Annotated in this window: 21 protein-coding genes; 6 read left to right on the top strand and 15 right to left on the bottom strand. The window is 69.8% G+C overall.

Annotation, left to right across the window (positions count from 1 at the left end; translation table 11 throughout):
- Positions 1 to 22: 22 nt before the first annotated feature.
- From BKA24_RS03820 to BKA24_RS03810, 3 genes are all read right to left on the bottom strand, one after another.
- Positions 23 to 682, bottom strand: a complete 660-nt coding sequence (locus tag BKA24_RS03820) for a spermidine/putrescine ABC transporter substrate-binding protein (protein ID WP_184215310.1) — start codon at positions 680 to 682, stop codon at positions 23 to 25.
- Between the two features lie 70 nt (positions 683 to 752).
- Positions 753 to 1205: a hypothetical protein gene (locus BKA24_RS03815; protein WP_184215307.1), complete on the bottom strand. Its 453-nt coding sequence runs from the start codon at positions 1203 to 1205 to the stop codon at positions 753 to 755.
- A gap of 38 nt (positions 1206 to 1243) precedes the next feature.
- On the bottom strand, positions 1244 to 2353 hold the full coding sequence (locus tag BKA24_RS03810) for an ABC transporter (protein ID WP_184215303.1): 1110 nt from the start codon (positions 2351 to 2353) through the stop codon (positions 1244 to 1246).
- Positions 2354 to 2508: 155 nt separating this feature from the next.
- Here BKA24_RS03810 and BKA24_RS03805 point away from each other — a divergent pair, with 155 nt between their 5' ends.
- Complete coding sequence (locus BKA24_RS03805; protein WP_246367008.1) at positions 2509 to 3120, top strand: hypothetical protein; 612 nt, start codon at positions 2509 to 2511, stop codon at positions 3118 to 3120.
- Positions 3121 to 3148: 28 nt separating this feature from the next.
- On the opposite strand, the gene BKA24_RS03800 is transcribed toward BKA24_RS03805, so the two are convergent.
- The 6 genes from BKA24_RS03800 to pxpA all read right to left on the bottom strand — a co-directional run bounded on the left by BKA24_RS03800 (position 3149) and on the right by pxpA (position 14722).
- Positions 3149 to 3790, bottom strand: coding sequence for a hypothetical protein (locus BKA24_RS03800; RefSeq protein WP_184215297.1), 642 nt, complete (start codon positions 3788 to 3790; stop codon positions 3149 to 3151).
- A gap of 111 nt (positions 3791 to 3901) precedes the next feature.
- On the bottom strand, positions 3902 to 7777 hold the full coding sequence (gene rpoC, locus BKA24_RS03795; RefSeq protein WP_184215294.1) for a DNA-directed RNA polymerase subunit beta': 3876 nt from the start codon (positions 7775 to 7777) through the stop codon (positions 3902 to 3904).
- A gap of 41 nt (positions 7778 to 7818) precedes the next feature.
- Positions 7819 to 11316 carry a DNA-directed RNA polymerase subunit beta gene (gene rpoB, locus BKA24_RS03790; RefSeq protein WP_184215292.1) on the bottom strand — a complete coding sequence of 1166 codons (3498 nt, stop codon included), beginning with the start codon at positions 11314 to 11316 and terminating at the stop codon, positions 7819 to 7821.
- 470 nt (positions 11317 to 11786) lie between these two features.
- Positions 11787 to 12380 (bottom strand): hypothetical protein, encoded by a 594-nt coding sequence (locus BKA24_RS03785; RefSeq protein WP_184215290.1) that lies wholly within the window; start codon positions 12378 to 12380, stop codon positions 11787 to 11789.
- A gap of 24 nt (positions 12381 to 12404) precedes the next feature.
- Positions 12405 to 13973, bottom strand: a complete 1569-nt coding sequence (locus BKA24_RS15875) for a 5-oxoprolinase/urea amidolyase family protein (protein ID WP_184215287.1) — start codon at positions 13971 to 13973, stop codon at positions 12405 to 12407.
- A complete protein-coding gene (gene pxpA, locus BKA24_RS03775) occupies positions 13967 to 14722 on the bottom strand; it encodes a 5-oxoprolinase subunit PxpA (RefSeq protein WP_184215284.1) in 756 nt (251 codons plus the stop codon). Before pxpA ends, BKA24_RS15875 begins: the two co-directional genes overlap by 7 nt.
- 199 nt (positions 14723 to 14921) lie before the next feature.
- Here pxpA and BKA24_RS03770 point away from each other — a divergent pair, with 199 nt between their 5' ends.
- Positions 14922 to 15785 (top strand): alpha/beta fold hydrolase, encoded by an 864-nt coding sequence (locus tag BKA24_RS03770; protein ID WP_184215281.1) that lies wholly within the window; start codon positions 14922 to 14924, stop codon positions 15783 to 15785.
- A 103-nt stretch (positions 15786 to 15888) separates the two neighbouring features.
- The gene (locus BKA24_RS03765; protein ID WP_184215278.1) at positions 15889 to 16425 is read left to right on the top strand and encodes a hypothetical protein; all 537 of its coding nucleotides are present in this window, start codon (positions 15889 to 15891) and stop codon (positions 16423 to 16425) included.
- Between the two features lie 10 nt (positions 16426 to 16435).
- On the opposite strand, the gene BKA24_RS03760 is transcribed toward BKA24_RS03765, so the two are convergent.
- The 3 genes from BKA24_RS03760 to BKA24_RS03750 are packed head-to-tail and all read right to left on the bottom strand — an operon-like array spanning position 16436 to position 19240.
- Positions 16436 to 17293 carry a DNA methyltransferase gene (locus tag BKA24_RS03760; RefSeq protein ID WP_184215275.1) on the bottom strand — a complete coding sequence of 286 codons (858 nt, stop codon included), beginning with the start codon at positions 17291 to 17293 and terminating at the stop codon, positions 16436 to 16438.
- On the bottom strand, positions 17290 to 18339 hold the full coding sequence (gene lplAB, locus BKA24_RS03755) for a lipoate-protein ligase LplAB (protein ID WP_184215271.1): 1050 nt from the start codon (positions 18337 to 18339) through the stop codon (positions 17290 to 17292). The genes BKA24_RS03760 and lplAB overlap by 4 nt, the downstream gene beginning before the upstream one ends.
- 49 nt (positions 18340 to 18388) lie before the next feature.
- A complete protein-coding gene (locus BKA24_RS03750) occupies positions 18389 to 19240 on the bottom strand; it encodes an alpha/beta fold hydrolase (RefSeq protein WP_184215268.1) in 852 nt (283 codons plus the stop codon).
- A 75-nt stretch (positions 19241 to 19315) separates the two neighbouring features.
- Here BKA24_RS03750 and BKA24_RS03745 point away from each other — a divergent pair, with 75 nt between their 5' ends.
- The 3 genes from BKA24_RS03745 (at position 19316) to BKA24_RS03735 (ending at position 21443) form a co-directional block, all read left to right on the top strand.
- The gene (locus tag BKA24_RS03745) at positions 19316 to 19777 is read left to right on the top strand and encodes a MarR family winged helix-turn-helix transcriptional regulator (protein ID WP_184215264.1); all 462 of its coding nucleotides are present in this window, start codon (positions 19316 to 19318) and stop codon (positions 19775 to 19777) included.
- A complete protein-coding gene (locus tag BKA24_RS03740) occupies positions 19774 to 21141 on the top strand; it encodes an MFS transporter (RefSeq protein ID WP_246367006.1) in 1368 nt (455 codons plus the stop codon). The genes BKA24_RS03745 and BKA24_RS03740 overlap by 4 nt, the downstream gene beginning before the upstream one ends.
- A gap of 161 nt (positions 21142 to 21302) precedes the next feature.
- Positions 21303 to 21443 carry a hypothetical protein gene (locus BKA24_RS03735; protein ID WP_184215261.1) on the top strand — a complete coding sequence of 47 codons (141 nt, stop codon included), beginning with the start codon at positions 21303 to 21305 and terminating at the stop codon, positions 21441 to 21443.
- 145 nt (positions 21444 to 21588) lie between these two features.
- Here BKA24_RS03735 and BKA24_RS03730 read toward each other — a convergent pair whose 3' ends face one another.
- Genes BKA24_RS03730 through BKA24_RS03720 form a run of 3 tightly spaced genes read right to left on the bottom strand, consistent with a single transcriptional unit; the run spans position 21589 to position 25156 of the window.
- Entirely contained in the window at positions 21589 to 22434 is an 846-nt protein-coding gene (locus tag BKA24_RS03730) for a transglutaminase family protein (RefSeq protein WP_184215258.1), read from the bottom strand.
- Positions 22431 to 23363, bottom strand: a complete 933-nt coding sequence (locus BKA24_RS03725) for an alpha-E domain-containing protein (RefSeq protein WP_184215255.1) — start codon at positions 23361 to 23363, stop codon at positions 22431 to 22433. The genes BKA24_RS03730 and BKA24_RS03725 overlap by 4 nt, the downstream gene beginning before the upstream one ends.
- A complete protein-coding gene (locus BKA24_RS03720) occupies positions 23357 to 25156 on the bottom strand; it encodes a circularly permuted type 2 ATP-grasp protein (RefSeq protein WP_246367004.1) in 1800 nt (599 codons plus the stop codon). The genes BKA24_RS03725 and BKA24_RS03720 overlap by 7 nt, the downstream gene beginning before the upstream one ends.
- Positions 25157 to 25163: the final 7 nt, after the last annotated feature.

Raw genomic sequence — 25163 nt, 5'->3', positions numbered from 1 at the left:
TCGAGACCGGAGACGGGACTGCTCACAGACCGCTCAAACCGTCGCCACCGTCGAACGGGGCGTCGAGTGAACGGGTGAGCTCTTCGAGCATCGCCGCGATCTGCGGCTCCACATACTGGCCGACGGCGGCCTGGATCCGCAGGCGATGGCGCAGCAGGACCGTGCAGACCTCCCGGCCCACCATGCTCGCGTACTCGTCGGCGAGGCGGACCTCCTGGCGAAGTGCCGCCTTGGCCTCGTCGGACAGGGGCGGGAGCGCCGGCACCACGGCATCCGCCTCATCGGCCAGACCCGCGATCGTGAACAGGAATGGGGCGCCGGGAACCGGATCGGGGTCGAGGGGCAGACCTTCGAACTCGGGCTCCAGCCCCTCGGCGGGGCGATAGTTGCGCGAACGGTTGCGATCGGCCTGCGTGTCGAGCTCGCCCTGCAGCATCGGCAGGTTGCGCGAGGTGTACTCGGCCACGGCGTGGTCGACGATCGTCTTCACCCGCGTCGACAGTCCGTGCTGCACGCCGTGGGGAACGTCGGCGCCGAGACCGGCCGCGGAGAGCACCGGAGAGCCCAGGCACCGGCGGCACGGGGCGACCCGCCCGCGATGGGTCGCGGGCTCCCAGCGCGGCAGCCAGCGCAGCCAGGCGTCCACCGCCTGGCTGACCTGCGTCTCGAGCGAGCGCTCCACGATCACCATTGTCGTGCACGCACCGCGCAAATCGCAGGACATCGGCCGGATCGGATGCCGCGGTGCGCCGTCACTCCTCGTCGTCGTGCTCCCACGGCCACTCCGGACGCCGCGCGCGGGTACGCACCAGGGCGACGGCGACCCATCCTGCGGTCGCGGCGGCGGCGGCGAGGACCACGGCGTACCAGGACCCGGCGAACTGCGCCGCGGCCGTCGCAGCGAAGACCGGGTCGACGCCGCCGAGGACCGCGGCGACCGCCAGGCCCGCCGGGTAGGCGGCGAAGACGGCCAGCGCCGCCGGCACCGCGAGGACGTACGACGGGTGCGGGCGACGGAGCCCGACGAGCAGGACCAGTGAGAGCGCCGCGACGGCTGCCGCGAACCCCACCGGCCCCGGCAGGTGCCCGATGCGCTCGGAGGGGACGACGTCGCTGCCCGTCAGCAGGCTCAGGAACCCGAACCCGCAGATGCTCAGCGCGCCGAAGCCGCCGACCGAGAGGAACGCGGCGAGGGTGGGCGACACCCCGCCGTTCGACGGTGACGTGCCCGCCGGCCCCGACATCAGTACTGGTGCAGCTGGGGCCCGGCTTCGAGGGTGCGCTCGTACTCGCGCTGCGCCTCGGCGTTGATCTCCGTCACGCGACGTCCACGCGAGGCCACCCACGCGCCGAACCAGATCGTGATCTCACGACCCAGCACGAAGGCGATGACCGCGAGCGGAGCGAACAGCTGCTCTTCGACGAGGGATGCCGCCTGCGACGGGGCGACCGACCAGAACGGCGCCTGGAAGAGCTGGCCGAGGATGTGGCCGCCGTAGGCGATGACACCCACGAGGAGACCCAGGATCACCCAGAGACCCCACCGGCCGCGGTTGATGAACGCACCCAGCAGCCAGAAGCCCAGGAAGAACACGGCCACCGGCACCCAGAAGGCCCAGGTGGTCACGGTCTCGAGCGCGGCATCGGCGAGTCCTGCGAGCGCGAGACCGTCGGTCACGGCGGCCACGGCGAGACCGGCGGCGAGGTAGAGCACGGCGAAGACGAGTGCGGCGAGAAGACCGATCGCCCCGGCGGCGCCACGGTTGCCGCGGGGACGGGGGGCCTCGGGCGCCTGCACGAAGATCGGCTGCTGCGTGTAGACGGCGGTGGGGGCACCGGCATCCGAGGAGCGGGTCACCGGAGCGTCCGCGCTCGAACGTTCCGTCACCGGCTCGCTCGGCGTGACGGTCGTCGGCGTCTCGTCGGCGCGCGAATATGCCGCGGTCGCCACCGCGGGAGCGGCAGCCGTCGCCGTGCTGTCGTCGTGCGAGGAAGCGGTGGAGTCGGCGGCAGGGTCGACGTCGGCGGCAGCCTCGGGCTGTGCGCGGTACAGCGGCTCGCTGCTCACGGCCGACGCGGTCACGGCAGAGTCGTCGTCGGAGTACTTGCTGTAGTCGACACCCAGGTCGGAGCCCCGGTCGGTGAAGGAGAACGACGAGTCGCCGCGGTCCGCACGGTCGGTGCGCGACGCCGCCTCGGCCTCGGCCAGGGAGTCGTTCGCGGAGCCGACGACATCGTCGACGGGCGGCTGCTCGCTGCGGGCGGAGTCCTCGACGGGCTCGCCGTACGCCTGCTCGCCGACGGCCGGCTCGCGGTTCTCGGGGTTCTTCTCGCCGAACGTCGGATCGCTCATCACCGTGTACTCCTCACGCGGGGGCGCGCGCCGCCGCACCAAGGAGCGTATCGCCGCGTCACGGGCGCAGCCGGGAGGCGTGCCGACGTGTCACAAGGCGGCATCGTGTCGCGCGCCGCCCGAACCACCGACGGGCGATGCGTATCGTTGACGGCATGACCGACCGTCGCTCCCTCCTGGCCCGCGCCCTCGCCGTGGCCGGTGTCGGAGCGGCCCTGGTGATGGTCACGGCGTGCGCCCCCGAGCCCGGGTCGACCGCCTCCCCCACGGCATCCGTGTCGTCGACGCCGACCCCCACCGCCACCCCCGTTCCCATCGCCGACTTCCCGTACGCTCCCTCGACGTCGACCACGGCGCTGCCGCAGGACTGCGAGAGCATCCTCAGCGACGACATCCTCGCCTCGTTGCAGGGCATCCCCCTCAACGCGCCGGGCATGGGCGGCGGCATCCGCCCCGACAGCAGCCGCGTGTGCGTGTGGGCCGACCCCGGCGCCAGCATGACCCGCCTCGTCACGGTCGTGGGCTACGCGCCCGAGCGGGCCTCACGCGACGCGCTGTACCTGCTCGGCGTCGACGAGGGCTACCTCTGCTACGAGCCCGACGAAGGCGTGCGATGCGAAAAAACGTGGGAAGAGGGCACCCTCGGCCTCACGCAGGGCCGCACCGTCTACTGGCGCGACGGTGTCGCCGTGGACACCCAGTACTCGAACCTCGCACCGCAGGGTTACACCACCGCCATCGTCGACGCACTCTGGCCGAACGGCTGACGACGACGATCGGGATGCCGCGGACGCGTCAGTCCTCGCGCCCGTCCCAGACCGAGGCGGCGACGCGGGAGGCGTAGGCCGACGGATGCCAGGCGTCCTGCGACGTCGACACCCACAGACCGCTGCCCGCCTCGATCGTCTCGAGCAGCTGACCGTCGGTCCGCGTGCACAGCATGCGGTCGTCGTGGACGTCGCACGCGAAGCCCACCGTGGGAAGCGCGGCTGCGGCGATCGCACCGGCATCCGTCGGAACGGCCGCGACGGTCGTCGAGACCGACCCCTCATCGGAGGTCCACACGCAGGTCATCGCCACCTCGGGCTGCAGGGCCTGCACGAGCGCGGCAGCAGAGGTCACCGGGGCCTCCGCGGATGCCGTCATCTCGGAGCCCGTCGTCCAAGTGAGCGACGCCCACATCGCATCGTCGTAGAGGTCGCGGCACTCATCGAGCGAACCGCCCTCATCCAGCGGAGACGCCGAGGGCTCTGGCTGGGCGACCGGGACGGCGTCGGGGTCGACGAAGCGCTGCACCTCCGTATAGGCCGCCGTGAACCAGCCGGACGCCGCCGGGAACATCGGCAGCGCCACCACCGCGAGGGCCACCACGACCGCCGCGCACATGATACCGACGAACCACGCGAAGACCGCGTTCCGTCCCCCCAGCCGAGCCATGGCACCACCGTACGATGCCGCGGCGCCTCCGCCCCGGTGCACCGCCGGTGAAACGGCGACGAGCCCCGGGAACAGGTCCCGGGGCTCGTCGCGCGGTGCTTCCGCGTCAGGTCAGTTGTAGGTGCCCGGCGTGAAGTCGTCGGTCGAGAAGCTGTCGAAATCGACGTAGCTCAGGTCGGCGTCGCTGTACGCGCCGTCCGAGGCGAAGATGCGGTTGGGGTACCGCTCGCTCTTGGCCTCCTCCGTCGCCTCGACCACGACGTTGCGGTACTTCGCAAGGCCGGTGCCGGCGGGGATGAGCTTTCCGATGATGACGTTCTCCTTGAGGCCGACGAGCGGGTCGCTCTTGCCCTCCATGGCCGCCTGCGTGAGGACGCGGGTGGTCTCCTGGAACGATGCGGCCGACAGCCACGACTCCGTCGCGAGCGACGCCTTCGTGATACCCATCAGCTCGGGACGGCCCGATGCGGGACGCTTGCCCTCGGCGACAGCCTCGCGGTTGATCTGCTGGTAGCGCTTGAAGTCGACCAGCTCACCGGGCAGCAGGTCCGTCTCGCCGTGGTCGACGACCGTGACCTTGCGCAGCATCTGGCGCACGATGACCTCGATGTGCTTGTCGTGGATCGGCACACCCTGCGACCGGTAGACGCCCTGCACGCCGCCGACGAGGTACTTCTGCACCTCGCGGGCACCCTGCACGCGCATGACCTCCTTGGGGTCGAGCGTTCCGACCTGCAGCGGCTCACCGACCACCACGCGCTGGCCGTCCTCGACGAGGAGGGTGGCGCGCTTGAGGACCGGGTAGACGTGCGGCTCGTCGCCGTTGTCCGGGGTCAGGATGATCTTCTTGGCCTTCTCGGTCTCGTCGATCTTGATGACACCGTCGGCCTCGGCGATCGGGGACGCACCCTTGGGGGTACGCGCCTCGAACAGCTCCTGCACGCGGGGCAGACCCTGCGTGATGTCGTCGGCCGACGCGGATCCACCGGTGTGGAAGGTACGCATCGTCAGCTGGGTACCGGGCTCACCGATCGACTGCGCCGCGATGATGCCGACGGCCTCGCCGATGTCGACGAGCTTGCCGCTGGCCAGCGAACGGCCGTAGCACTTGGCGCACACACCGACGGCGGAGTCACACGTGAGCACCGAGCGGACCTTGATGGTCTCGATGCCACCGGCGACCAGCTTGTCGATGAGCACGTCGCCCACGTCGTCGCCGGCCTCGGCGAGGACGGTGCCCTGCGCGTCGACGACGTCGGCGGCGAGGGTGCGGGCGAACACCGAGTTCTCGACGTTCGCGTCACGGACGAGCGAGCCGTCCGTGCCGGGAGCGGCGATGACGAACTCGAGGCCCTTGCCGGTGCCACAGTCCTCCTCGCGGATGATGACATCCTGCGAGACATCGACGAGACGACGGGTCAGGTAGCCCGAGTCGGCGGTACGGAGGGCCGTGTCGGCCAGACCCTTACGGGCACCGTGCGTCGCGATGAAGTACTCCGCGACCGACAGACCCTCGCGGTACGAGGAGATGATCGGACGGGGGATGATCTCACCCTTGGGGTTGTTCACCAGGCCTCGCATACCCGCGATGTTGCGGATCTGCAGCCAGTTACCACGGGCGCCCGAGCTCACCATGCGGTTGATGGTGTTGTCGGCGGGGAAGTTGTCCCGCATCGCCTTCTGAACCTCGTCGGTGGCCTCGGTCCAGATCTTGATGAGCTCCTGACGACGCTCGGCGTCGGTGGTGAGACCCTTCTCGAACTGGCCCTGGACCTTCGCCGCCTGCTTCTCGTAGGCGCCGACGATCTCCTTCTTGTTCGGCGGCGTGAGGACGTCGCTGAGCGCGACGGTCACACCCGAACGGGTGGCCCAGTAGAAACCGGCGTCCTTGATCCGGTCGAGGGATGCCGCGACCTCGGTCTTCGGGTACTCCTCAGCCAGCTTGTTGACGATCTGCGACAGCTTGCCCTTGTCGGCCTGCTCGCGGACGAACGGGTAGCCCTTGGGGAGCGTGTCGTTGAAGATCGCCTGGCCGAGCGAGGCGTCGACGAGACCGTGACGCTCGTAGCCCTCGGGCGCTTCGCCCTCGAGGAAGGTGAGACCGGGAACGCGGATGCGGACCTTGGCCTGCAGGTCGAGGGTGCCCTCGTCCTTGGCCAGGATCGCCTCGCCGACCGAACCGAACACGCGGCCTTCGCCGGCGGCGCCTTCCTTGAGCGTCGTCAGGTGGTGCAGACCGATGATCATGTCCTGCGAGGGCAGGGTCACCGGGCGGCCGTCCGACGGCTTCAGGATGTTGTTCGACGCCAGCATGAGCACGCGGGCCTCGGCCTGAGCCTCGACCGACAGGGGCAGGTGGACAGCCATCTGGTCACCGTCGAAGTCGGCGTTGAACGCCGCGCAGACGAGCGGGTGCAGCTGGATGGCCTTGCCCTCGACGAGCTGGGGCTCGAAGGCCTGGATGCCGAGGCGGTGCAGCGTGGGCGCACGGTTCAGGAGAACCGGGCGCTCGCGGATGATCTCCTCGAGCACGTCCCAGACCTCGGGACGGGTGCGCTCGACGGCGCGCTTGGCGGCCTTGATGTTCTGCGAGTGACCGAGGTCGATCAGACGCTTGATGACGAACGGCTTGAAGAGCTCGAGCGCCATCTGCTTGGGCAGACCACACTGGTGGAGCTTGAGCTGCGGGCCGACGATGATGACCGAACGGCCCGAGTAGTCGACGCGCTTGCCGAGCAGGTTCTGGCGGAAACGACCCTGCTTACCCTTCAGCATGTCGCTGAGGGACTTCAGGGCGCGGTTGCCGGTACCGGTGACGGGACGGCCGCGGCGGCCGTTGTCGAACAGGGCGTCCACGGCCTCCTGCAGCATCCGCTTCTCGTTGTTGACGATGATCTCGGGGGCACCGAGGTCGATCAGGCGACGGAGACGGTTGTTGCGGTTGATCACGCGACGGTACAGGTCGTTCAGATCGGACGTGGCGAAACGGCCACCGTCGAGCTGGACCATCGGACGCAGCTCCGGCGGGATGACCGGGACGACATCCAGCACCATCGACGCCGGCGACATGCCGGTCGACAGGAACGAGTTGACGACCTTGAGGCGCTTGATCGCGCGGATCTTGCGCTGACCCTTGCCCTCGGAGATCTGCAGGTGCAGCGACTCGGCTTCGGCGGCCAGGTCGAACGCCTCGAGGCGACGCTTGATCGACTCGGCGCCCATGTAGGCCTCGAAGTACTGTCCGAAGCGGTCCTGCAGCTCCTGGAAGATGTCGTCTTCCTGCTTGAGCTGGCCGACCTCGAGGCCTCGGAACTCGTCCCACATGCGCTCGAGCTTGGCGACCTGCTCGTCGCCGCGCTTGCGGATCGTCGCCATCTCCTTCTCGGCGGCGTCCTTGACCTTCTTCTTCTGGTCGGCCTTGGCACCCTCGGCCTCGAGCGCGGCGAGCTCGTCTTCCAGCTTCTGGAGACGGTCGGCAACGCGCGAGTCGCGACGGTCGGCGATGTTCTTGATCTCGAGACGAAGGTTCGACTCGTGGGTCGGGAGGTCGCGGTGACGCGCCTCCTCGTCGACCGAGATCACCATGTAGGCGGCGAAGTAGATGACCTTCTCGAGGTCCTTCGGCGCCATGTCGAGCAGGTAGCCCAGGCGCGAGGGCACGCCCTTGAAGTACCAGATGTGGGTGACGGGGGCGGCGAGCTCGATGTGGCCCATGCGCTCACGACGGACGGAGGACTTGGTGACCTCCACGCCGCAGCGCTCGCAGACGATGCCCTTGAAGCGGACGCGCTTGTACTTGCCGCAGGCGCACTCCCAGTCGCGGGAAGGCCCGAAGATCTGCTCTCCGAAGAGGCCGTCCTTCTCGGGCTTCAGGGTGCGGTAGTTGATGGTTTCGGGCTTCTTGACCTCACCGAAGGACCAACGACGGATGTCGTCGGCGGTGGCGAGACCGATGCGAAGCTGATCGAAGGTGTGTGACTCGAGCACTGATTCTCCTGTGTCGGAATTCTGTTCGTTGCCGGTGCGGGTCAGATCTCGTCGATCGACGTCGACTCGAACCGGGTGGAGATGTTGATGCCGAGCTCTTCCGCTGCGCGGAAGGCCTCGTCGTCACTGTCGCGCAGGTTGACCTCGGTGCCGTCGGCCGAGAGGACCTCGACGTTCAGGCAGAGGGACTGCATCTCCTTCATGAGGACCTTGAACGACTCCGGGATGCCGGGCTCCTGGATGTTCTCGCCCTTGACGATCGCTTCGTACACCTTCACGCGACCGACGATGTCGTCGGACTTGATGGTGAGGAGCTCCTGGAGCGCGTATGCGGCGCCGTAAGCCTCGAGGGCCCACACCTCCATCTCACCGAAGCGCTGACCGCCGAACTGCGCCTTCCCACCGAGCGGCTGCTGGGTGATCATCGAGTACGGGCCGGTGGAGCGCGCGTGGATCTTGTCGTCCACGAGGTGGTGCAGCTTCAGGATGTACATGTAGCCGACCGAGATGGGTGCCGGGAACGGCTCGCCCGAACGGCCGTCGAACAGGTCGGCCTTTCCGGAGCGGTCGATCAGGCGCACACCGTCGCGAGTGGGGTTCGTCGAGTCGAGCAGACCCGCGATCTCCTCCTCGAACGCACCGTCGAACACGGGGGTCGCGACCTTGGTGCCGGGCGCGGCCTCGCGGGCGACGTCGGGGAGCTTGGCAGCCCACTCCGGCGATCCGTCGACCTTCCAGCCCTGCTTGGCGACCCAGCCGAGGTGGGTCTCGAGGACCTGGCCGAAGTTCATTCGACCCGGGATGCCGAGCGGGTTCAGCACCACGTCGACGGGCGTGCCGTCGGCGAGGAAGGGCATGTCCTCGACGGGGAGGATCTTCGCGATGACACCCTTGTTGCCGTGGCGACCGGCGAGCTTGTCACCCGCGGTGATCTTGCGCTTCTGGGCGATGTAGACCACGACGCGGCGGTTGACGCCGGAGCCGAGCTCGTCGTCGCCGTCCTCGGCGTTGAACTCCTTGACCGCGATGATCGTGCCCTGCTCACCGTGGGGCACCTTCAGCGAGGTGTCACGGACTTCGCGGCTCTTCTCGTTGAAGATCGCGCGGAGCAGGCGCTCCTCGGCCGACAGCTCGGTCTCACCCTTGGGCGTGACCTTGCCGACGAGGATGTCGCCGGGGCGGACCTCGGCGCCGATGCGGATGATGCCGCGCTCGTCGAGGTCCTTCAGCAGGTCGGGGCTGACGTTGGGGAGGTCACGGGTGATCTCCTCCTTGCCGAGCTTGGTGTCGCGCGCGTCGACCTCGTACTCCTCGATGTGGATCGAGGAGAGGGTGTCGTTCTTCACGAGCTCCTGGCTGAGGATGATGGCGTCCTCGAAGTTGTGGCCTTCCCACGTCATGAACGCGACGAGGAGGTTCTTGCCGAGCGCGAGCTCGCCGTCCTCGGTGGCGGGGCCGTCGGCGATGACCTCGCCGGCCTCGATCCGCTCGCCCGCGGAGACCACGACGCGCTGGTTGTACGACGTGCCCTGGTTGGAGCGGTCGAACTTGCGGAGGAAGTAGTCCTGCGTGCCGCCCTCGTCGAGCTGCACGGTGACGACGTCGGCGGAGACCTCGGAGACGACACCGGCCTTGTCGGCCGTGATGACGTCACCGGCGTCGATGGCCGCGTAGCCCTCCATACCGGTTCCGACGATCGGCGACTCGCTGCGCAGCAGCGGGACAGCCTGACGCTGCATGTTCGCACCCATGAGGGCGCGGTTCGCGTCGTCGTGCTCGAGGAACGGGATGAGGGAGGTCGCGACCGACACCATCTGGCGCGGCGAGACGTCCATGTAGCCGATCTCGTCGACCGGGAACAGGTCGACCTCGCCACCCTGGCCGCGTCGGGCCAGGATGCGGTCGTTGACGAACGAGCCATCGGCCTTCAGCTCGACACCGGCCTGGGCGACGATGTAGTCGGCCTCTTCTGCCGCCGTGAGGTAGTCGATCTGGTCGGTGACCTTATTGCCCACGACCTTGCGGTACGGCGTCTCGATGAAGCCGAACGCGTTGATGCGGGCGAACGAGGCCAGCGAACCGATGAGGCCGATGTTCGGGCCTTCCGGGGTCTCGATCGGGCACATGCGGCCGTAGTGCGACGGGTGGACGTCACGGACCTCGACGCCGGCGCGCTCACGCGAAAGACCACCGGGGCCGAGCGCCGAGAGGCGACGCTTGTGAGTCAGACCCGCGAGCGGGTTGTTCTGGTCCATGAACTGCGACAGCTGCGACGTTCCGAAGAACTCCTTGATCGCGGCCACGACGGGGCGGACGTTGATCAGGGTCTGCGGCGTGATCGCCTCGATGTCCTGCGTGGTCATGCGCTCGCGGACGACGCGCTCCATGCGGGAGAGACCGGTGCGGACCTGGTTCTGGATGAGCTCGCCGACGGCGCGGATGCGACGGTTGCCGAAGTTGTCGATGTCGTCGACGTCGAGGCGGATCTCGGCGGGCTTGCCGCCGCGGACGCCGTCGTAGCTGACGTCGCCGCGGTGGAGGCGCACGAGGTACTTGATCGTCGCGACGATGTCCTCGACGGTCAGCACCGAGTCGGTCAGCTGCTTGTCGATGCCGAGCTTCTGGTTGATCTTGTAGCGACCCACCTTGGCCAGGTCGTAGCGCTTCGGGTTGAAGTAAAAGTTGTCCAGCAGCGCACGGGCGGCCTCGGCGGCAACCTGCTCGCCCGGACGGAGCTTGCGGTAGATGTCGCGGAGCGCATCTTCCTTGGTGAGGATCGTGTCCTTCTCGAGGGTCTCCTCGATCGAGCTGAAGCCCGCGAACTCGGCCATGATGTCCTCGCTCGAGAGCCCGAGGGCCTTGAGGAAGACGGTGACCGACTGCTTGCGCTTGCGGTCGATGCGCACGCCGACCTGGTCGCGCTTGTCGATCTCGAACTCGAGCCACGCACCGCGGCTGGGGATGACGCGCGCCGACACGATGTCCTTGTCGGACGTCTTGTCGGGGGTCTTGTCGAAGTAGACACCCGGCGAACGGACGAGCTGCGAGACGACGACGCGCTCCGTGCCGTTGATGATGAACGTGCCCTTGGCGGTCTGGAGCGGGAAGTCGCCCATGAAGACCGTCTGGGTCTTGATCTCACCGGTGAGGTGGTTCATGAACTCGGCCTCGACGTACAGCGGCGCGGCGTAGGTCTTGCCGCGCTCCTTGCACTCCTCGATCGAGTACTTCTCCGGCTCGAGGTACGGGTTCGTGAACGAGAGCTGCATGGTCTCGCCCAGGTCCTCGATCGGCGAGATCTCCTCGAAGATCTCCTCGAGACCGCTGACCTCGGGGACGTCCGTGCGACCGGCGGCCTGAGCCTCGGCGACGCGCGCCTTCCAGGCCTCGTTGCCGACCAGCCAGTCGAACGACTCGGTCTGCAGCGCCAACAGGTCGGGGACCGTCAGCGTGTCGGAGATCTTGGCGAACGAGAGGCGGGAAGCTCCGCGGCCGTTCTTGGGGGTGGTGGTGGAAGTTGCGTTGCGCGCAGCAGCCAAGGGAATTACCTCCGTGAGCCCGGGGAGGGCTGGTTTTCCTTGTCGTCAGGTGGAGTACTCCCGCATCCGACGCCTGCGGCGCGCGCCGACGTGGAACGTCGGGGGCGCAGGCACGAGCCGACCACCATATGAGGGCAAGTAGAGGGGAGCGCAACTACCCACTATAGGACAGCCGACGCGCCGTGTCCAGCGGGATCGTTGACGACTTTCGGATGCTGCGGTATAACGCGGGGCGGGCGTCCCGGCATCCACTCTCGAGAAGGGTGCCGGGCACTCCACCGGCCCGGGGTGGAGGTCCCGAGCCGGCGGAGGCGGCGCCGCGTCGCTCCCGAATGCGTGGGCGCCGAGCCCGTATCGATGCCGCTGGAATGAGGTGCAGCGGAATCGGTTCGAGCCTAGGACGGAACCCCGCCGACACAAGAAGGAAGACGCGTTATGTCGATGAGATCTCTCTCATCGAGTGGGACGGCTCAATTCCAGGTCCAGGTGGCGAGGACGGATGCCGCGAGCGCGTCACGGTCCTCCTGCGCGACGTCGGGGCTGAAGGAGAAGGTCACGATGTGGGTCTGCCCCGCGTCGGTGAGGTAGTACTGATCGATCAGATAGTCGACGCCCTCGGCCGAGAATCCGGCGCTCAGGTGCGCCGACTCGGTGCCGGCGGCGGTCACGCGATCCTGCACGGTGACGTCGCTCGCGCCCGCCGCCTCGAGCTCGGCGACGCCGTCGGTCTCGACCTGCTCGGGGGTGATCTCCCCCGCCGGCGACGTGATGACGTTGACGTTGTCGGAGAACCCGTCCTCGATGTCTTCGAGGTCGGCCGCGAACATGCTCGCGTCGTAGCCCGCGGGCGCCTCGGGCGGGAATCCCCACCCCTCGGGGACGGCGAAGGTGTAGGCCTCCCCCTCTACCTTCGGACCCGCGGCGGGGGCGACCTCGGGACCGGTGGGCGTGGTGGTCGCCTGCGCGCCGCCGTCGTCAGCGGGCTCCTCCCTCGTGGCACAGCCGGCCAGAGCGAGCGACGAGGCGAGGACGAGGGCGACCAGGGCGGTGGCGGGACGGCGCATGACGCCGAGCCTACGCCCGGTGGCTCACCGGGGGTGGGGCCTTGCATGGCGCATCCGGATGCGCGTACCGGGCCGCGCTTGGGCGAGGAGATCGCGACCGACGTCCGCCACGACGCCGATGACCGGGTACCCGCCGGTGACGGGTCCGTCGGGCCCCAGGACCACCGGCCTCCCGAGCGGCGGCACCTGCAGGGCGCCGGGGAGCATGGCCTCGCTGGGCACCTCGCCTCCCACCCGGCGCGCCAGCTCCGGTCCGTCGAGCCGGATGCCGACCCGATCGGCATCCGACGACACCGTCCAGACCGCATCGAAGAGGACGGCACGCGCATGCTCGGTGAACCAGTCGGCCCGCGGACCGGGGGCGACCGGCACCTCGATGACGTCGGCGGGTGCCGTCCACGGGTGCAGGTCCTCAGGCGGCACGGGACCCGCGACGCGGTCGCCGATGCGCACCACGTCGCCGGCGAGCAGGCGGGCCGGACCGAGACCCGACAGCACGTCGGTCGCGGCGGACCCGAGCAGGGCGGGCGCGTCGATGCCGCCGCGGATCGCGAGGTACCCGCGAACACCCGCCGTGAAGGCGGACACGGCGAACTCGGCACCCGCCGGCACCCGCACCGCCGACCGACCGGGCACCGCACGGCCGTCGACACTCAACGGACCCCACGCTCCCGTCACCGCCACCCACAGGTCGCGTCGCGCCGTGAGGCGCAGACCCCCGAGAGTGATCTCCAGACCGGCTGCGCCCTCGTCGTTGCCGACGAGGCGGTTCGCTGTCCGGAGCGCGCCACGATCGGCCGCACCCGAGATCGCGATCCCCGCGGCGAGATGGCCGGGTCGGCCCTGGTCCTGCACGGTGGTCAACGGGCCCGGCTCGACGATCTCCGCCGCGGGACGCTCTGGGCGTGCGGCCGGCTCCTGCTTGGGCGGTGCGGGATTCTCCGCCGCTCCGGTGGCCGCGGTTCCGCTCGCTGACGGACGCGCGGGGGCGAAGCGCACCCGGTCGCCGGGCTGCAGGAGGGCCGGTCGGCTCGCGGCCGGATCGAACAGCACCGCGGTCGTCGAGCCGATCAGCTGCCACCCACCGGGTGTCTCCCGCGGGTACGCGCCGGTGAACTCCCCCGCGAGGCCCACGGCTCCCGCCGGCACCCGCGTCCGCGGACTCTCCAGCCGCGGGACGTCGTACGGCCACTCCTCACTCACCAGGTACCCGAACCCCGGCGCGAAGCCTGTGAAGGCGACCGTCCAGTTCGCCTGCGCGTGGCGCTCGACGAGCGCCGTGACCGACATCCCGAGAGCGGATGCCGCGGCATCCAGATCGGCGCCGTCGTAGACGATCGGGATCTCGACGGTGCGCGAGCGGTCACCGCTCGGAGAGAGGGGTGCGGCATCCTCCCCCTCGATCCACGACCGCGCGGCGGACAGGGACAGCACCGCCGGGTCGACGCGGACCAGGACCGTTCGGGCCGCAGGGACGAGGTCGAGGACACCCTCCGGCCTCGATGACTCCAGGCGACGGTGGAGGGAGAGCACCTCGCGGAGATCGGCGACCTCGACGAGCACCGCTCGCTCGCCGAACGGGAGGATCACCACGGCGGCCGCACCGCCACGCCGGCGGCGTCAAGGCGGGCACGCACGGCGCGCGCCATCGCGACCGCGCCGGGCGAGTCCCCGTGCAGGCACAGCGACGACGCCGAGACGGTGAGGACCGAGCCGTCCGTCGCCACGACCGTGCCCTCCTCCGCCACCCGCACGGCACGCTCGGCCACCGCGACCGGATCGTGCAGGAGCGCGCCGGGCTCGGAGCGCGGCACGAGCGCGCCGGAGGGGAGGTACCCGCGGTCGAGGAACGCCTCGAAGACGAAGGGGAGCCCTGCCGCGCCGGCCGCGTCGACGATGCGACCCGGCATCCCGAGGATCGGCAGCACCCGACCCAGGGCCGCCGAGACGTCGCCGACGGCCCCGGCCACGGCGACCGCCGCCCCCGCGTCGACGGTCACGACGTGGTACAGCGCGCCGTGCGGCTTCACGTACCGCAGATCGGCGCCCGCGAGGACGAGCGCCTCGATCTGGGAACGCACCTGACGGCGGAGCTCCGCGGGCTCGACGGCGAGCGCCGTGCGACCGAAGCCCCGCCGGTCGACGAACGACGGGTGCGCGCCCACGGCGACGCCCGCGTTCTGTGCGCGCGCGACCGCCTGCCGCATCGCGGCTTCATCCCCGGCGTGCCCGCCGCACGCGACCGACGCGCTGCTGATGACCGCGAACATCGCCTCATCGTCCGCCGTCGGCTCGCCGTCGACGGTCTCCCCCAGGTCTGCGTTCAGGTCGATGGTCGCCACTCGCCCACGGTACCGGCGGGCCGGCGGTGACGGCGCGGGCGGTCGGGCGGTCGGGCCGTGTGCGGTCTCTGTGCCGCCGCATCCGGGCTACCGGGCGGTGAACAGATGACGACGGTTCCGTCAACCGCTGGAGGGCCCCCGGCGGGCGACGTAACGTCGGCACCGTCCGGAGGCCGGCTCCGGCAGGAAGGAGCCCCTCGTGGCCTACATCACCGTGGCGACCGAGAACTCGGTCGACGTCGACATCTTCTACACCGACCAGGGCCCCGGCGACGGGCAGCCCGTCGTGCTCATCCATGGCTTCCCCCTCAACGGCGAGTCGTGGGGCAAGCAGCAGGCCGCTCTCCTCGACGCCGGCTACCGCGTCATCTCGTACGACCGCCGCGGGTTCGGCGCGTCGACAAAGACGGCATCCGGTTCGGATTACGACACCTTCACCGCCGACCTGCACGCCCTGATCGAGGAGCTCGACCTGAACGACGCCGTGCTCGTCGGGTTCTCGATGGGCACCGGCGAGGTCGCCCGCTACCTGTCGCGCTACGGCTCCGGTCGCATTGCGAAGGTCGCCTTCCTCGGGTCGCTGGAGCCGTGGCTGCTGAAGACCGACGAGAACCCCGACGGGGCCGGCGACCAGGCCTTCTTCGACGGCACCGCCGCCGCCGTGCGCGAGGACCGGTACGCGTTCCTCAGCGGGTTCTTCGCCGACTTCTACAACCTCGACGAGTTCCTCGGGTCGCGCATCTCGCAGGAAGCGGTCGACGCATCGATCGCCGTCGCGAACCTCGCCGGCAACGCGGCGATCGCCGCGGCCCCGCTCACGTGGCCGACGGACTTCCGCGCCGACATCGCCGAGATCACGGTCCCCGCGCTCATCCTCCACGGGACCGCCGACAACATCCTGCCGATCGACGCGACCGCGCGCCGGTTCCGCGAGCTGCTGCCCCACGCCGAGTACGTCGAGATCGAGGGCGCGCCGCACGGCCTGCTCTGGACCCACGGCGCCGAGGTGAACGAGGCGCTCCTCGCCTTCCTCTCCCCCGGCGAGGACGCGGCAGCGGAGTAGTCCGGGAGGCGGGGGCAGTCGGCAGCGAGGGGATGCCGCGAGGTGAACCTCGCGCGCCGGCGCCGGCCGTGCCACGATGAGCGCAGACGCGGAGGGGGTCCGGATGAAGAACGTCACCTGGGGGACGGTGAGCGGCGCGGTACCGACGATGAGCCGGACGATGACCGTCGACGGCGGCCTCGGAAGGCGCCTCGCGCGAGATCACCAGCGCACCCGGCGCGCGCCCGTGTGGATCGGCACCATCGCGATCGCGGTCTTGCTGGTGGGCGTCCCGTTCTCCTTCACCGGCTCGCCACGAACGCTGTACGCCGGCGCCATCCCGATCCTGATCGCGGCGATCGCCTTCCTGACCATCCGCGCGCTCATGACCCACCACCTGGAGCGGGTGATCGCCGGTATCTACCCTCGCGGCGCCGAGATCTCCGCAGAAGTCACCGACAGCGGACTCACGGTGACGACGCCCATCGTCCGGACCGAGATCCGCGCGCGCATGATCTCCGGCGTGAGCGTGCGCGCGAACTCCGTGCAGCTGCGGCTCCCCGGAGCGACAGGGCCCGCGATGGTGATCCCCCGGGAGCTGCTCGACGACGACGACGTTGCGCGGCTGCGCAGCGTCATCGCCCGGACTCAGGGGCGCTGACCGCAGCGGCTCAGGAGACCACGTGCGCCTCCGGCAGCCGGGCGCGCATCACCGCCAGGGCGTCGGGACTGTGGTCGACGAGGACGGCGTCGCGCCCGAGCGCGTGCGCGACGGCACCGGTCGTTCCGGATCCCGCGAACAGGTCGAGCACACGGTCCCCCGGCCGGCTCGACGCCTGCACGATGCGCCGGAGGATCCCCTCGGGCTTCTGCGTCGGATACCCGGTCTTCTCCCGTCCGGAGGTCGGCACGATCGTGTGCCACCAGACGTCGGTCGGCAGCTTCCCCCGCGCGGCCTTCTCGGGCGTGACGAGCCCCGGAGCCATGTAGGGCTCACGGTCGACGGCATCCGAGTCGAAGAAGTACGCACCCGGATCCTTCACATACACGAGGATCGTGTCGTGCTTGCTCGGCCAGCGCTTGCGGGACTTCGCGCCGTAGTCGTACGCCCAGATCAACTCGTTGAGGAAGCACTCGCGCCCGAACACCGCATCGAGCATGACCTTCGCGTAGTGCGCCTCGCGGTAGTCGAGGTGCAGATACAGGGTGCCGTCGTCCTTCAGCAGCCGCCACGCCTCGCGCAGCCGCGGCTCGAGAAAGCCCCAATAGTCGTCGAACCGGTCGTCGTACAGTCGCAGGGCGCCCCGGGTGCGGGCGTACGACGCACCCCGGAACCCGCCCTTCACCGGCGAGGCGGGATCGGGCACGAGCGGAGGAAGATCGGATGCCGCGCGGGTGGCGGACTCGATGGCGCGCTCCTGCGTGCGCCCCGTGTTGAACGGCGGGTCGAGGTAGACGAGCGCGAACGAGGCGTCGGGCAGACGACGGGCGACGTCGAGATTGTCTCCGAGGTGGATGTCGACGCTCACGGCACGCGGCGCAGCCACGCGTCCGTCGAGAACTTCGACTCGACGAGTGCCTGCGCCTCGGCGTACTCCTCGTCGGAGATCGAGCCCGGCTGCGCGCCGTACATCGACGCGAAGGTCTGCTTCAGGCGCTCGATGATCTCCGCGCGGGGCAGGCCGGTCTGACTGCGCAGCGGATCCACTCGCTTGGCCGCTGATGCGGTGCCCTTGTCCGACAGCTTCTCCCGCCCGATGCGGAGGACCTCCGTCAGCACCTGACCGTCCATGTCGTAGCTGAGAGTCGCGTGGTGGAGCACCCCGCCGTTCGCGAGGCGCTTCTGCGCCGCCCCGCCGATCTTCCCCTTCGGGGAGGCGATGTCGTTGAGCGGCTGGTAGGTCGCCTCGATGCCGAGTGAGCGCAGCGCGTGCAGCACCCAATCGTCGAGGTATGCGTACGAGTCGGCGAACGTCATCCCCGCCACGAGCTCCGACGGCACGTACAGCGAGTAGGTGACGATCGAGCCGGCGGCCATGAGCATGGCGCCGCCGCCGGAAATGCGGCGGACGACCTCGAACCCGTGGCGCGCGGCGCCGTCGGGGTCGACCTCGTTGCGCAGCGACTGGAACGAGCCGATGACGACGGCGGACTCGTCCCACTCCCAGATGCGCAGGGTCGGAGTGCGACGCCCGTCGCCCACACGCGTGGTGAGCACCTCGTCGAGGGCGAGGTTCATCGCCGGGGAGACGGCCTTCTCGTGGATGATCTCCCAGTCGAACTCGCTCCACCCGGGTGCGACGATCAGCGCGCGACGCACCGCGGTTCCGACCGCCTCGGGAGTGAACCCGAGCAGCTGGGCACCCGCCGGCAGCGCCGAACGCACGGCCGCGGCGATCGCGGCGACGTCGGATTCGACCGGCAGCCCCGTGACGGCCGCGTCGATGTCGGCGAGCGCGTCGTCGGGCTCGAGGAAGAAGTCCCCCGCCAGATGGAAGTCCGCGATGCGACCGTCGGCCACATCGAGGTCGACCACGACCAGCTTGCCGCCAGGAACCTTGTACTCGCCGTGCATGAGTCCATTCTGGCCCCCGCAGAGAACCCTGGCCCCCTCGGCCCTACGGTCAGTCGCGTCGTGGGATGCGCGCGTCGAGCCAGGCCGACAGGTCTGCGCGCACCTCGGCCTGCGAGTGCTCGTTGAAGATCTCGTGGCGCGCATCGGGGTAGACGAGGGTCGTCACATCGGTCAGCCCGGAACGGCTGCGGTACGCATCGGCCAAGCGGTGCACGCTGCGCGGGCCGCCGACCGGGTCGTCGCGACCCACCATCAGGAGGACCGGGATGTCGACGCCGAGGTCGCGGGCGGGGCGCCCGTAGAGACGTGCGGCGTCGATCGGCCCGAAGAGCTTCAGCAGCGGGACGGTCGTGGTGAGCGGATCGGCGAGGAACGCGCTCCCGACCTCCGCGTCGGTGGAGAGCCACTCCACGCCGGTGGCCGCCGGTCCCGCCCACCGCTTGTTCAGCGGCGCCGCATTCAATGACCCGGGCCAGCGCAGCGCCGACCCCGACAGCACGACGGCGTCGTACGCGTCGGGACGGTCGTCCAGGAGCATCTGCGCGAGGAAGGAGCCCCACGAGTGCCCGAGAAGCACGAGCGGCAGGTCGGGATTCTCGTCGCGGATGATGTCGGTGAGCGTGCGGCAGGCAGCGACTGCGGCGCGCAGGCCTCCCGGACCCAGCCGCCCCAACCGGGCCGTGTCTCCGTCGTGCTGCCGGATGCCGGTGCGTCCGTGACCGCGGTGATCGTCGGCGTAGACGGTGAAACCGTCGGCGGTGAGAGCCTCGATGACCTTCGGGTACCGGCCGGCGTGCTCGCCGACGCCGTGGAGGAGCTGGACGACGCCGCGGGGGGTGCCGACCGCGGGGTGGACGTCGTAGACGATCGCGATGCCATGTGCATCGATGAACTCGGGCATGACCCGAATCCTAGGGGCGGTCGGCATCCCGTTCCGAGCCATTAGCCAGACTAATGAGCTAAGCTAACGAAAACGATGAGCAGCTCTCCTTCCCCCACCACTCTGGACGCGGCCTCGGACGATCTTGCACACGCGGCATCCGATTTCCGCATGGCCACCTTCCGACTCGCACGCCGACTCCGCTCGCAACGCGCCGTCGACACCATGAGCGACGCGCAGTTCGCCGTCCTCGCCGGCCTGAAGATCCACGGCCCGCACACCCTCGGCGAGCTCGCCGACCGCGAGCGCGTCTCTGCCCCCTCGATGAACCGCACGGTCAACGGACTCGAGGAGTCGGGCTACCTCACCCGCACCCCCGATGACGCCGACCGCCGGAAGGTGATCATCGACCTCACCGACGCCGGACGCGACGTCGTCGTCGAGACCGTGCGCCGGCGCGACTCCTGGCTGGAGGCGGCGTTCGCCGACCTCTCCGCCCCGCAGCGCGCGACGCTCGCGAAGGCCGCCGCGATCATGCAGGAGGTCGCCGCCCGATGACCACCGCTTCCCGCGCCCGCCGGTCGTCGCCGGCGATGTTCCGCTCCTTCTCCGTCTTCAACTACCGCGTCTGGTTCATCGGCGCGCTCGTCTCGAACGTCGGCGCCTGGATGCAGGCGACCGCACTCAGCTGGGTCGTGCTGACCCAGCTCACCGACAACGACGCGACCGCCATGGGCATCACCATGGCCCTGCAGTTCGCCCCGCCCCTCCTCCTGGTGGGAGTCACGGGCTGGGTCGCGGACCGCTTCGACCGCCGCCGCCTCCTGTTCGTCACCCAGGGCCTGCTCATGGTCCTCGGGCTGATCATCGGTGTGCTGCTGCTCGTCGGCGTCATGAACCTCTGGACAATGTACGCGTTCGCCTTCGGGCTCGGCATCGTCGCCGCGTTCGACAACCCCGCCCGACAGGCGTTCGTCTCCGACCTCGTCGCCCGCGAGAACGCCTCGAACGCGGTGGCCCTCAACGCGGCATCCTTCAACACCGCGCGCATGATCGGCCCCGCCGTCGCCGGGTTCGTGATCGTCGCCGTCGGCACCGGCTGGGTGTTCCTGCTCAACGCCGTCACCTTCATGGCGATGCTCGTCTCGCTCATCCTCATCCGCGCGAACGAGCTGGCACCGCGGCCGAAGATGCGCAGCGCGGCACGGATGGCCGACGGACTCCGCTACGTGTGGGGACGCCCCGACCTCGTCGTCACGTTCGTGATGGTGTTCCTGCTCGGCGCGTTCGGCATGAACTTCCCCATCCTCGCCTCGACGATGGCGATCGAGTTCGGGCAGGAAGCCGACGGCTACGGCATCCTGAGCTCCATCCTCGCGGTCGGATCCCTCGCCGGAGCCCTCCTCGCCGCGCGCCGCGACCGTGCCCGCCTGCGCCTGGTGATCGTGGGGCTGGGGCTGTTCGCCGCGGCATCCGTGCTCTCGGCCATCGCCCCGCTCTACGGCCTGTATGCCGTGACGCTCATGCTCATCGGCTTCGCCACCGTGACCACCCTCACCACCGCCAACGGCTACGTGCAGACGACGACAGAACCGGCGCTCCGCGGCCGGGTCCTCGCGCTCTACATGGCGATCCTCATGGGCGGGACGCCGTTCGGCGCCCCGATCGTGGGGTGGGCCGCCGACGCATTCGGCCCGCGCGCGGCGATCCTGCTCGGCGCGGGGGCGGCCCTCGTCGCGTTCGGCATCGGCCTGACGTGGCTGATCGTCTCGGGGCGCCTCCACCGTCACGAGACGAGGCGCTTCGCGCTCACGATCGACGAGACGCGACCCATCACGGTCGTCGCCCCGGAGGAGTTCAGCGACGAGGTCGCCGCGACGACACCGATCCGCGTGCCCGACAACGAGAGCGCACGGCGCTGACGCGACTCAGCCGGCGGTGACGGTCGTCGCGATCGGGTCGTGCAGCTGCTCCTGAAGGGCGGCCAGGTCGGCGACGACGACCTCTTCGAACGGGTCCGTCTGGCCTGATTCGGCTGTCAAGGGGGCGGAGCCGGCGGGGCGCGAGGCGTAGCGTGACGGCCATGGCTGCACACGACGACCGCACACCCGAGCAGGACAACCCCACCGGCGGCGACGAGACCACCGAGGAACAGCTCGACGCCGACAACGCGGTTGAGGACGACATGCTGAAGTCGCTCGACCCCGACGACAGCCCCGCCTGACGCCCGGCTCTCGCGCGCGCTTTCGCGTGTGACCGCCGGCTCGCGCGTCCCCGACTCGCGAGAGCGCTGGTTTGTGCCGACAGCGCCGCCCCGCACCGGTCATCACGCGGCGCTCTCGGCACGAAGGGTCGCTCGCGCGTGCGGCTCAGGCCTCGCGGGTGATCGTCACCTGCACGGCGAGCTTGCTCTTGAAGGGACCGGCGTAGACGCCTCGCAGGGGCGGCACATCGTTGTAGTCCCGTCCGCGCCCTACGGTCACATGACGATCGCCGATCTCGGCATCGTTCGTCGGGTCGAAGCCGTGCCATGACCCGGCGTACCACTCGATCCACGCGTGCGATTCGCCGACGACCGGCACGCCGACCTCGGCGTTCGGGTTCGGGTGGAGGTATCCCGAGACGTACCGGGCGGGGATGCCGACCGAGCGCAGCGCGCCGAGCGCGATGTGCGCCATGTCCTGGCAGACGCCCTTGCGCTCGCTCCAGGCGTCCGCCGCCGTCGAATGCACCTCGGTGGACCCGGGCACGTACTCGACCGCCTCACCCACAGCGGTGGCGATGGCGAGCGCCGCCTGCGACGGGTTCTCATGCTGTGCGGCGATGGATGCCGCCATCGCGGCGACCTCCTCGTGGGGCGCCGTCCGGGCCGTCTGCCCCAACATCTCCACCGTCCCGATGGAACGCTGGGCGTCGCGGGCGAGCGCCTCCCACGTGGTGTCTGGATGGGTGAGCGGCCGCGCGCGCACCTCGACGAGCGAGCGCGCCGTGATCTGCAGCTCGGAATGCGCGGCGAGTACATCGAAGGCCGCGACCCTCGTGCCGAAGTAGTCGACGTAGTAGTTGACGGCGGTCGACGGCTCGATGTCGAGCTGCGAGCTGAGGACAAACTGGCTGTCGCTGGTGGTGGGCAGCATCCGCGCCTCGTTGTACGAGGCGCCCACGTTGCCCGGGTAGTCGAACCCGGTCGAATGCTCGATGCGGAGGCGTTTCATGAGGTCTCTCCGATCCAGTTCGGCTCGGCGTGCGTCGGGAAGAACCGGCCGCGAATGGCTTCGGACGCCTCCCGGGTCACCGACTGCACGCTCTGCATGTGCTCGGGGAGCTCGGCGAGGACCTCCTCGATCGGGCGGTACTCGAGCTCGGCGCGGATGCGGCCGAGGGCGCGCAGGACGGTGTTGGAGTGGCCCACGCGATCGGCGACGGGGTCGATCGCACTCATGCAGCGCTCCGCGGTCTGAATCGAGTGGATGATCGATCGCGGGAAGAGCCGGTCGAGCAGGAGGAACTCCGCGGCGTTCTGCGAGCTCGGCATCCCTCGATAGGTCCGCAGATAGGCCTCGTAGGCGCCGCACGACCGGAGGATCGTCGTCCACGACGGACCTGACGCCTCGGTGAGCGACCTCGTCGCGAGCATGCGCGCGGTCATGTCGGTGCGCTCGATCGCGCGGCCGAGGGTGAAGAACTGCCACGACTCGTCGTGGCTGGTCGAGTTGTCGGTCACGCCGACGGCGAGCGCAGCCCGCTCGCGCACCCACTGGAAGAACTCGTGGACCTTCTCGTCATTCAGGCGCCGCGGCATCCGCGAGAAGGTCGTGTTGAGCGTCTCCCACAGTTCGGTGGAGACGATCTCTCGCGCGCGGCGTGCGTTCTCGCGAGCGGCCTGCAGGGAGTACGCGATCGACGACGGGTTGGAGCGGTCGACGGCCAGGTGCGTGAGCACGTCGGCGCGGGTGACGGTGTCCGCCCCGGCATCGGGCGCCGTGCCCATGACTCCCATGAGCGAACGGCAGGCGGTGTCCTCATCGATCCACGGATCCTCCAAGAGCAGCTGGAGGTGGACGTCGAGGATGCGGGCGGTCCCGTCGGAGCGCTCGATGTAGCGGCCGATCCAGAAGAGCGACTCCGCGATGCGGCTCAGCATGAGGGCCCACCCCCGTCGGGGCATCCGATTCCGCGAGACTGCAGTCCCGACCCGAGACCGCGGTCAAGGGCCGATGTCTCGGGCTGTGACTGCTGTCTCGCGGTCAGCGATGTCGTGGCGGATGCCGCGGCGTCGCGGCCCTGCTGCTGCTGTTCCTGCTGCTCGTGCGTGCTGCGGGGGCGATCCTGCGGCGAGTGGGTCGGCTCGTCCTGCGCGTCGTAGATGATCGGGATCGCGGAGGTGGGCGTGGCCTGCTCTGCGACGAGCCCCGCCAGCGACGGATGCTTGCCGCCGTACTCGCCCCGCGAGGGCGCGTCGCCGCCGACGATCCAGGTGTCCTTCGAGCCGCCGCCCTGACTGGAGTTGACGACGAGCTGCCCCTCCGGGAGCGCGACGCGAGTGAGTCCGCCCGGAAGCACCCACACCTCGTCGCCGTTGTTGACCGCGAACGGTCGCAGGTCGGCGTGACGGGGTCGCATGCCGTCTTCGACGAGCGTCGGGATCGTGGAGAGCATGACGACCGGCTGCGCGATCCATCCGCGCGGGTCGGCCCGCAGCTTCGTCCGCAAGGCGTCGAGCTCGGCGCGGCTCGCGTCGGGACCGACGACGAGGCCCTTCCCGCCGGAGCCGTCCACGGGCTTCACGACGAGCTCGTCGAGCCGGTCGAGCACCTCCTCCAGTGCTCCCTGGTCCTCGAGCCGCCAGGTGTCGACGTTCTTGAGGATCGGCTCCTCGGCCAGGTAGTAGCGGATCAGGTCGGGGACGTAGGTGTAGAGCAGCTTGTCGTCTGCGACGCCGTTGCCCACCGCGTTGGCGATCGTGACGTTGCCCAGGCGCGCCGCGAGCATGAGCCCCGGCGCCCCGAGCATCGAGTCGGCCCGGAACTGCAGCGGGTCGAGGAAGTCGTCGTCGACGCGGCGGTAGATGACGTCGACGCGTCGCGGGCCGCGCGTCGTGCGCATGAAGACGCGCCCGCCCTGGCAGACGAGGTCGCGCCCCTCGACGAGCTCGACACCCATGAGCCGCGCCAGCAGCGTGTGCTCGAAGTACGCCGAGTTGTAGACGCCCGGGGTCAGGACGACGACGTTGGGGTCGTCGACACCCGGAGGTGCCGAGGCGCGCAGCGCCTGCAGCAGCTTGTTCGGATAGTCGCCCACCGGGCGCACTCGCATCGAGACGAACAGCTCGGGGAGGGTCTGCGCCATGACGCGGCGGTTGGAGATGACGTAGCTGACGCCCGAGGGCACGCGCACGTTGTCTTCGAGCACCCGCATCTCGCCGTGCTCGTCGCGGATGAGGTCGATGCCGGCGACCTGGATGCGCACGCCGTTGGCGGGGCGGATGCCGGCGGCCTGCCGGTAGAAGTACTGCGACGACGCGATGAGCTTCGCCGGGAGCACGCCGTCGCGGACGACGTGCTGGTGGCCGTAGGCGTCGTCGAGGAAGGCCTCGAGCGCCCGGACGCGCTGCTGCACGCCCTTCTCGACCCGCGACCACTCGTCGTAGGCGATGACGCGAGGGACCGCGTCGAGCGGGAAGGGTCGCTCCTCCCCCGCGAAGTCGAACGTAACGCCCTGTGCGAGGTACGAGCTGGCCAGGGATTCGGTGCGACCGCGCAGCTCCTCCTGCGTCATCTGCGCGAGGGCCTGGTACAGCTCCCGGTACGACGATCGCGACTCCGCGGCGACCCCGGCATGCGCGGGTTCGGCGAACATCTCGTCGAATGCGGGCACCCCGGAGGGGGTCTTCCGCGGCGCCAGCGTGGAGCCGTATCCGTCGAACAGGTCACCCATGCGATGA

The organism is Microbacterium marinum, assembly GCF_014204835.1.
GTDB lineage: Bacteria > Actinomycetota > Actinomycetes > Actinomycetales > Microbacteriaceae > Microbacterium > Microbacterium marinum.
The sequence above is the reverse complement of the archived record's forward strand: the minus strand, read 5'-3'. Positions and strand labels throughout refer to the sequence as shown.

What these genes read in the sequence shown, in the direction of transcription:
- BKA24_RS03810 (WP_184215303.1), bottom strand. Translation starts at nt 2,353, where the DNA reads ATGAGCGATCCGACGTTCGGCGAGAAGAACCCCGAGAACCGCGAGCCG.
- BKA24_RS03805 (WP_246367008.1), top strand. Translation starts at nt 2,509, where the DNA reads ATGACCGACCGTCGCTCCCTCCTGGCCCGCGCCCTCGCCGTGGCCGGT.
- BKA24_RS03800 (WP_184215297.1), bottom strand. Translation starts at nt 3,790, where the DNA reads ATGGCTCGGCTGGGGGGACGGAACGCGGTCTTCGCGTGGTTCGTCGGT.
- BKA24_RS03785 (WP_184215290.1), bottom strand. Translation starts at nt 12,380, where the DNA reads ATGCGCCGTCCCGCCACCGCCCTGGTCGCCCTCGTCCTCGCCTCGTCG.
- BKA24_RS03765 (WP_184215278.1), top strand. Translation starts at nt 15,889, where the DNA reads ATGAAGAACGTCACCTGGGGGACGGTGAGCGGCGCGGTACCGACGATG.
- lplAB (WP_184215271.1), bottom strand. Translation starts at nt 18,339, where the DNA reads ATGCACGGCGAGTACAAGGTTCCTGGCGGCAAGCTGGTCGTGGTCGAC.
- BKA24_RS03750 (WP_184215268.1), bottom strand. Translation starts at nt 19,240, where the DNA reads ATGCCCGAGTTCATCGATGCACATGGCATCGCGATCGTCTACGACGTC.
- BKA24_RS03745 (WP_184215264.1), top strand. Translation starts at nt 19,316, where the DNA reads ATGAGCAGCTCTCCTTCCCCCACCACTCTGGACGCGGCCTCGGACGAT.
- BKA24_RS03740 (WP_246367006.1), top strand. Translation starts at nt 19,774, where the DNA reads ATGACCACCGCTTCCCGCGCCCGCCGGTCGTCGCCGGCGATGTTCCGC.
- BKA24_RS03735 (WP_184215261.1), top strand. Translation starts at nt 21,303, where the DNA reads ATGGCTGCACACGACGACCGCACACCCGAGCAGGACAACCCCACCGGC.
- BKA24_RS03730 (WP_184215258.1), bottom strand. Translation starts at nt 22,434, where the DNA reads ATGAAACGCCTCCGCATCGAGCATTCGACCGGGTTCGACTACCCGGGC.
- BKA24_RS03725 (WP_184215255.1), bottom strand. Translation starts at nt 23,363, where the DNA reads ATGCTGAGCCGCATCGCGGAGTCGCTCTTCTGGATCGGCCGCTACATC.
- BKA24_RS03720 (WP_246367004.1), bottom strand. Translation starts at nt 25,156, where the DNA reads ATGGGTGACCTGTTCGACGGATACGGCTCCACGCTGGCGCCGCGGAAG.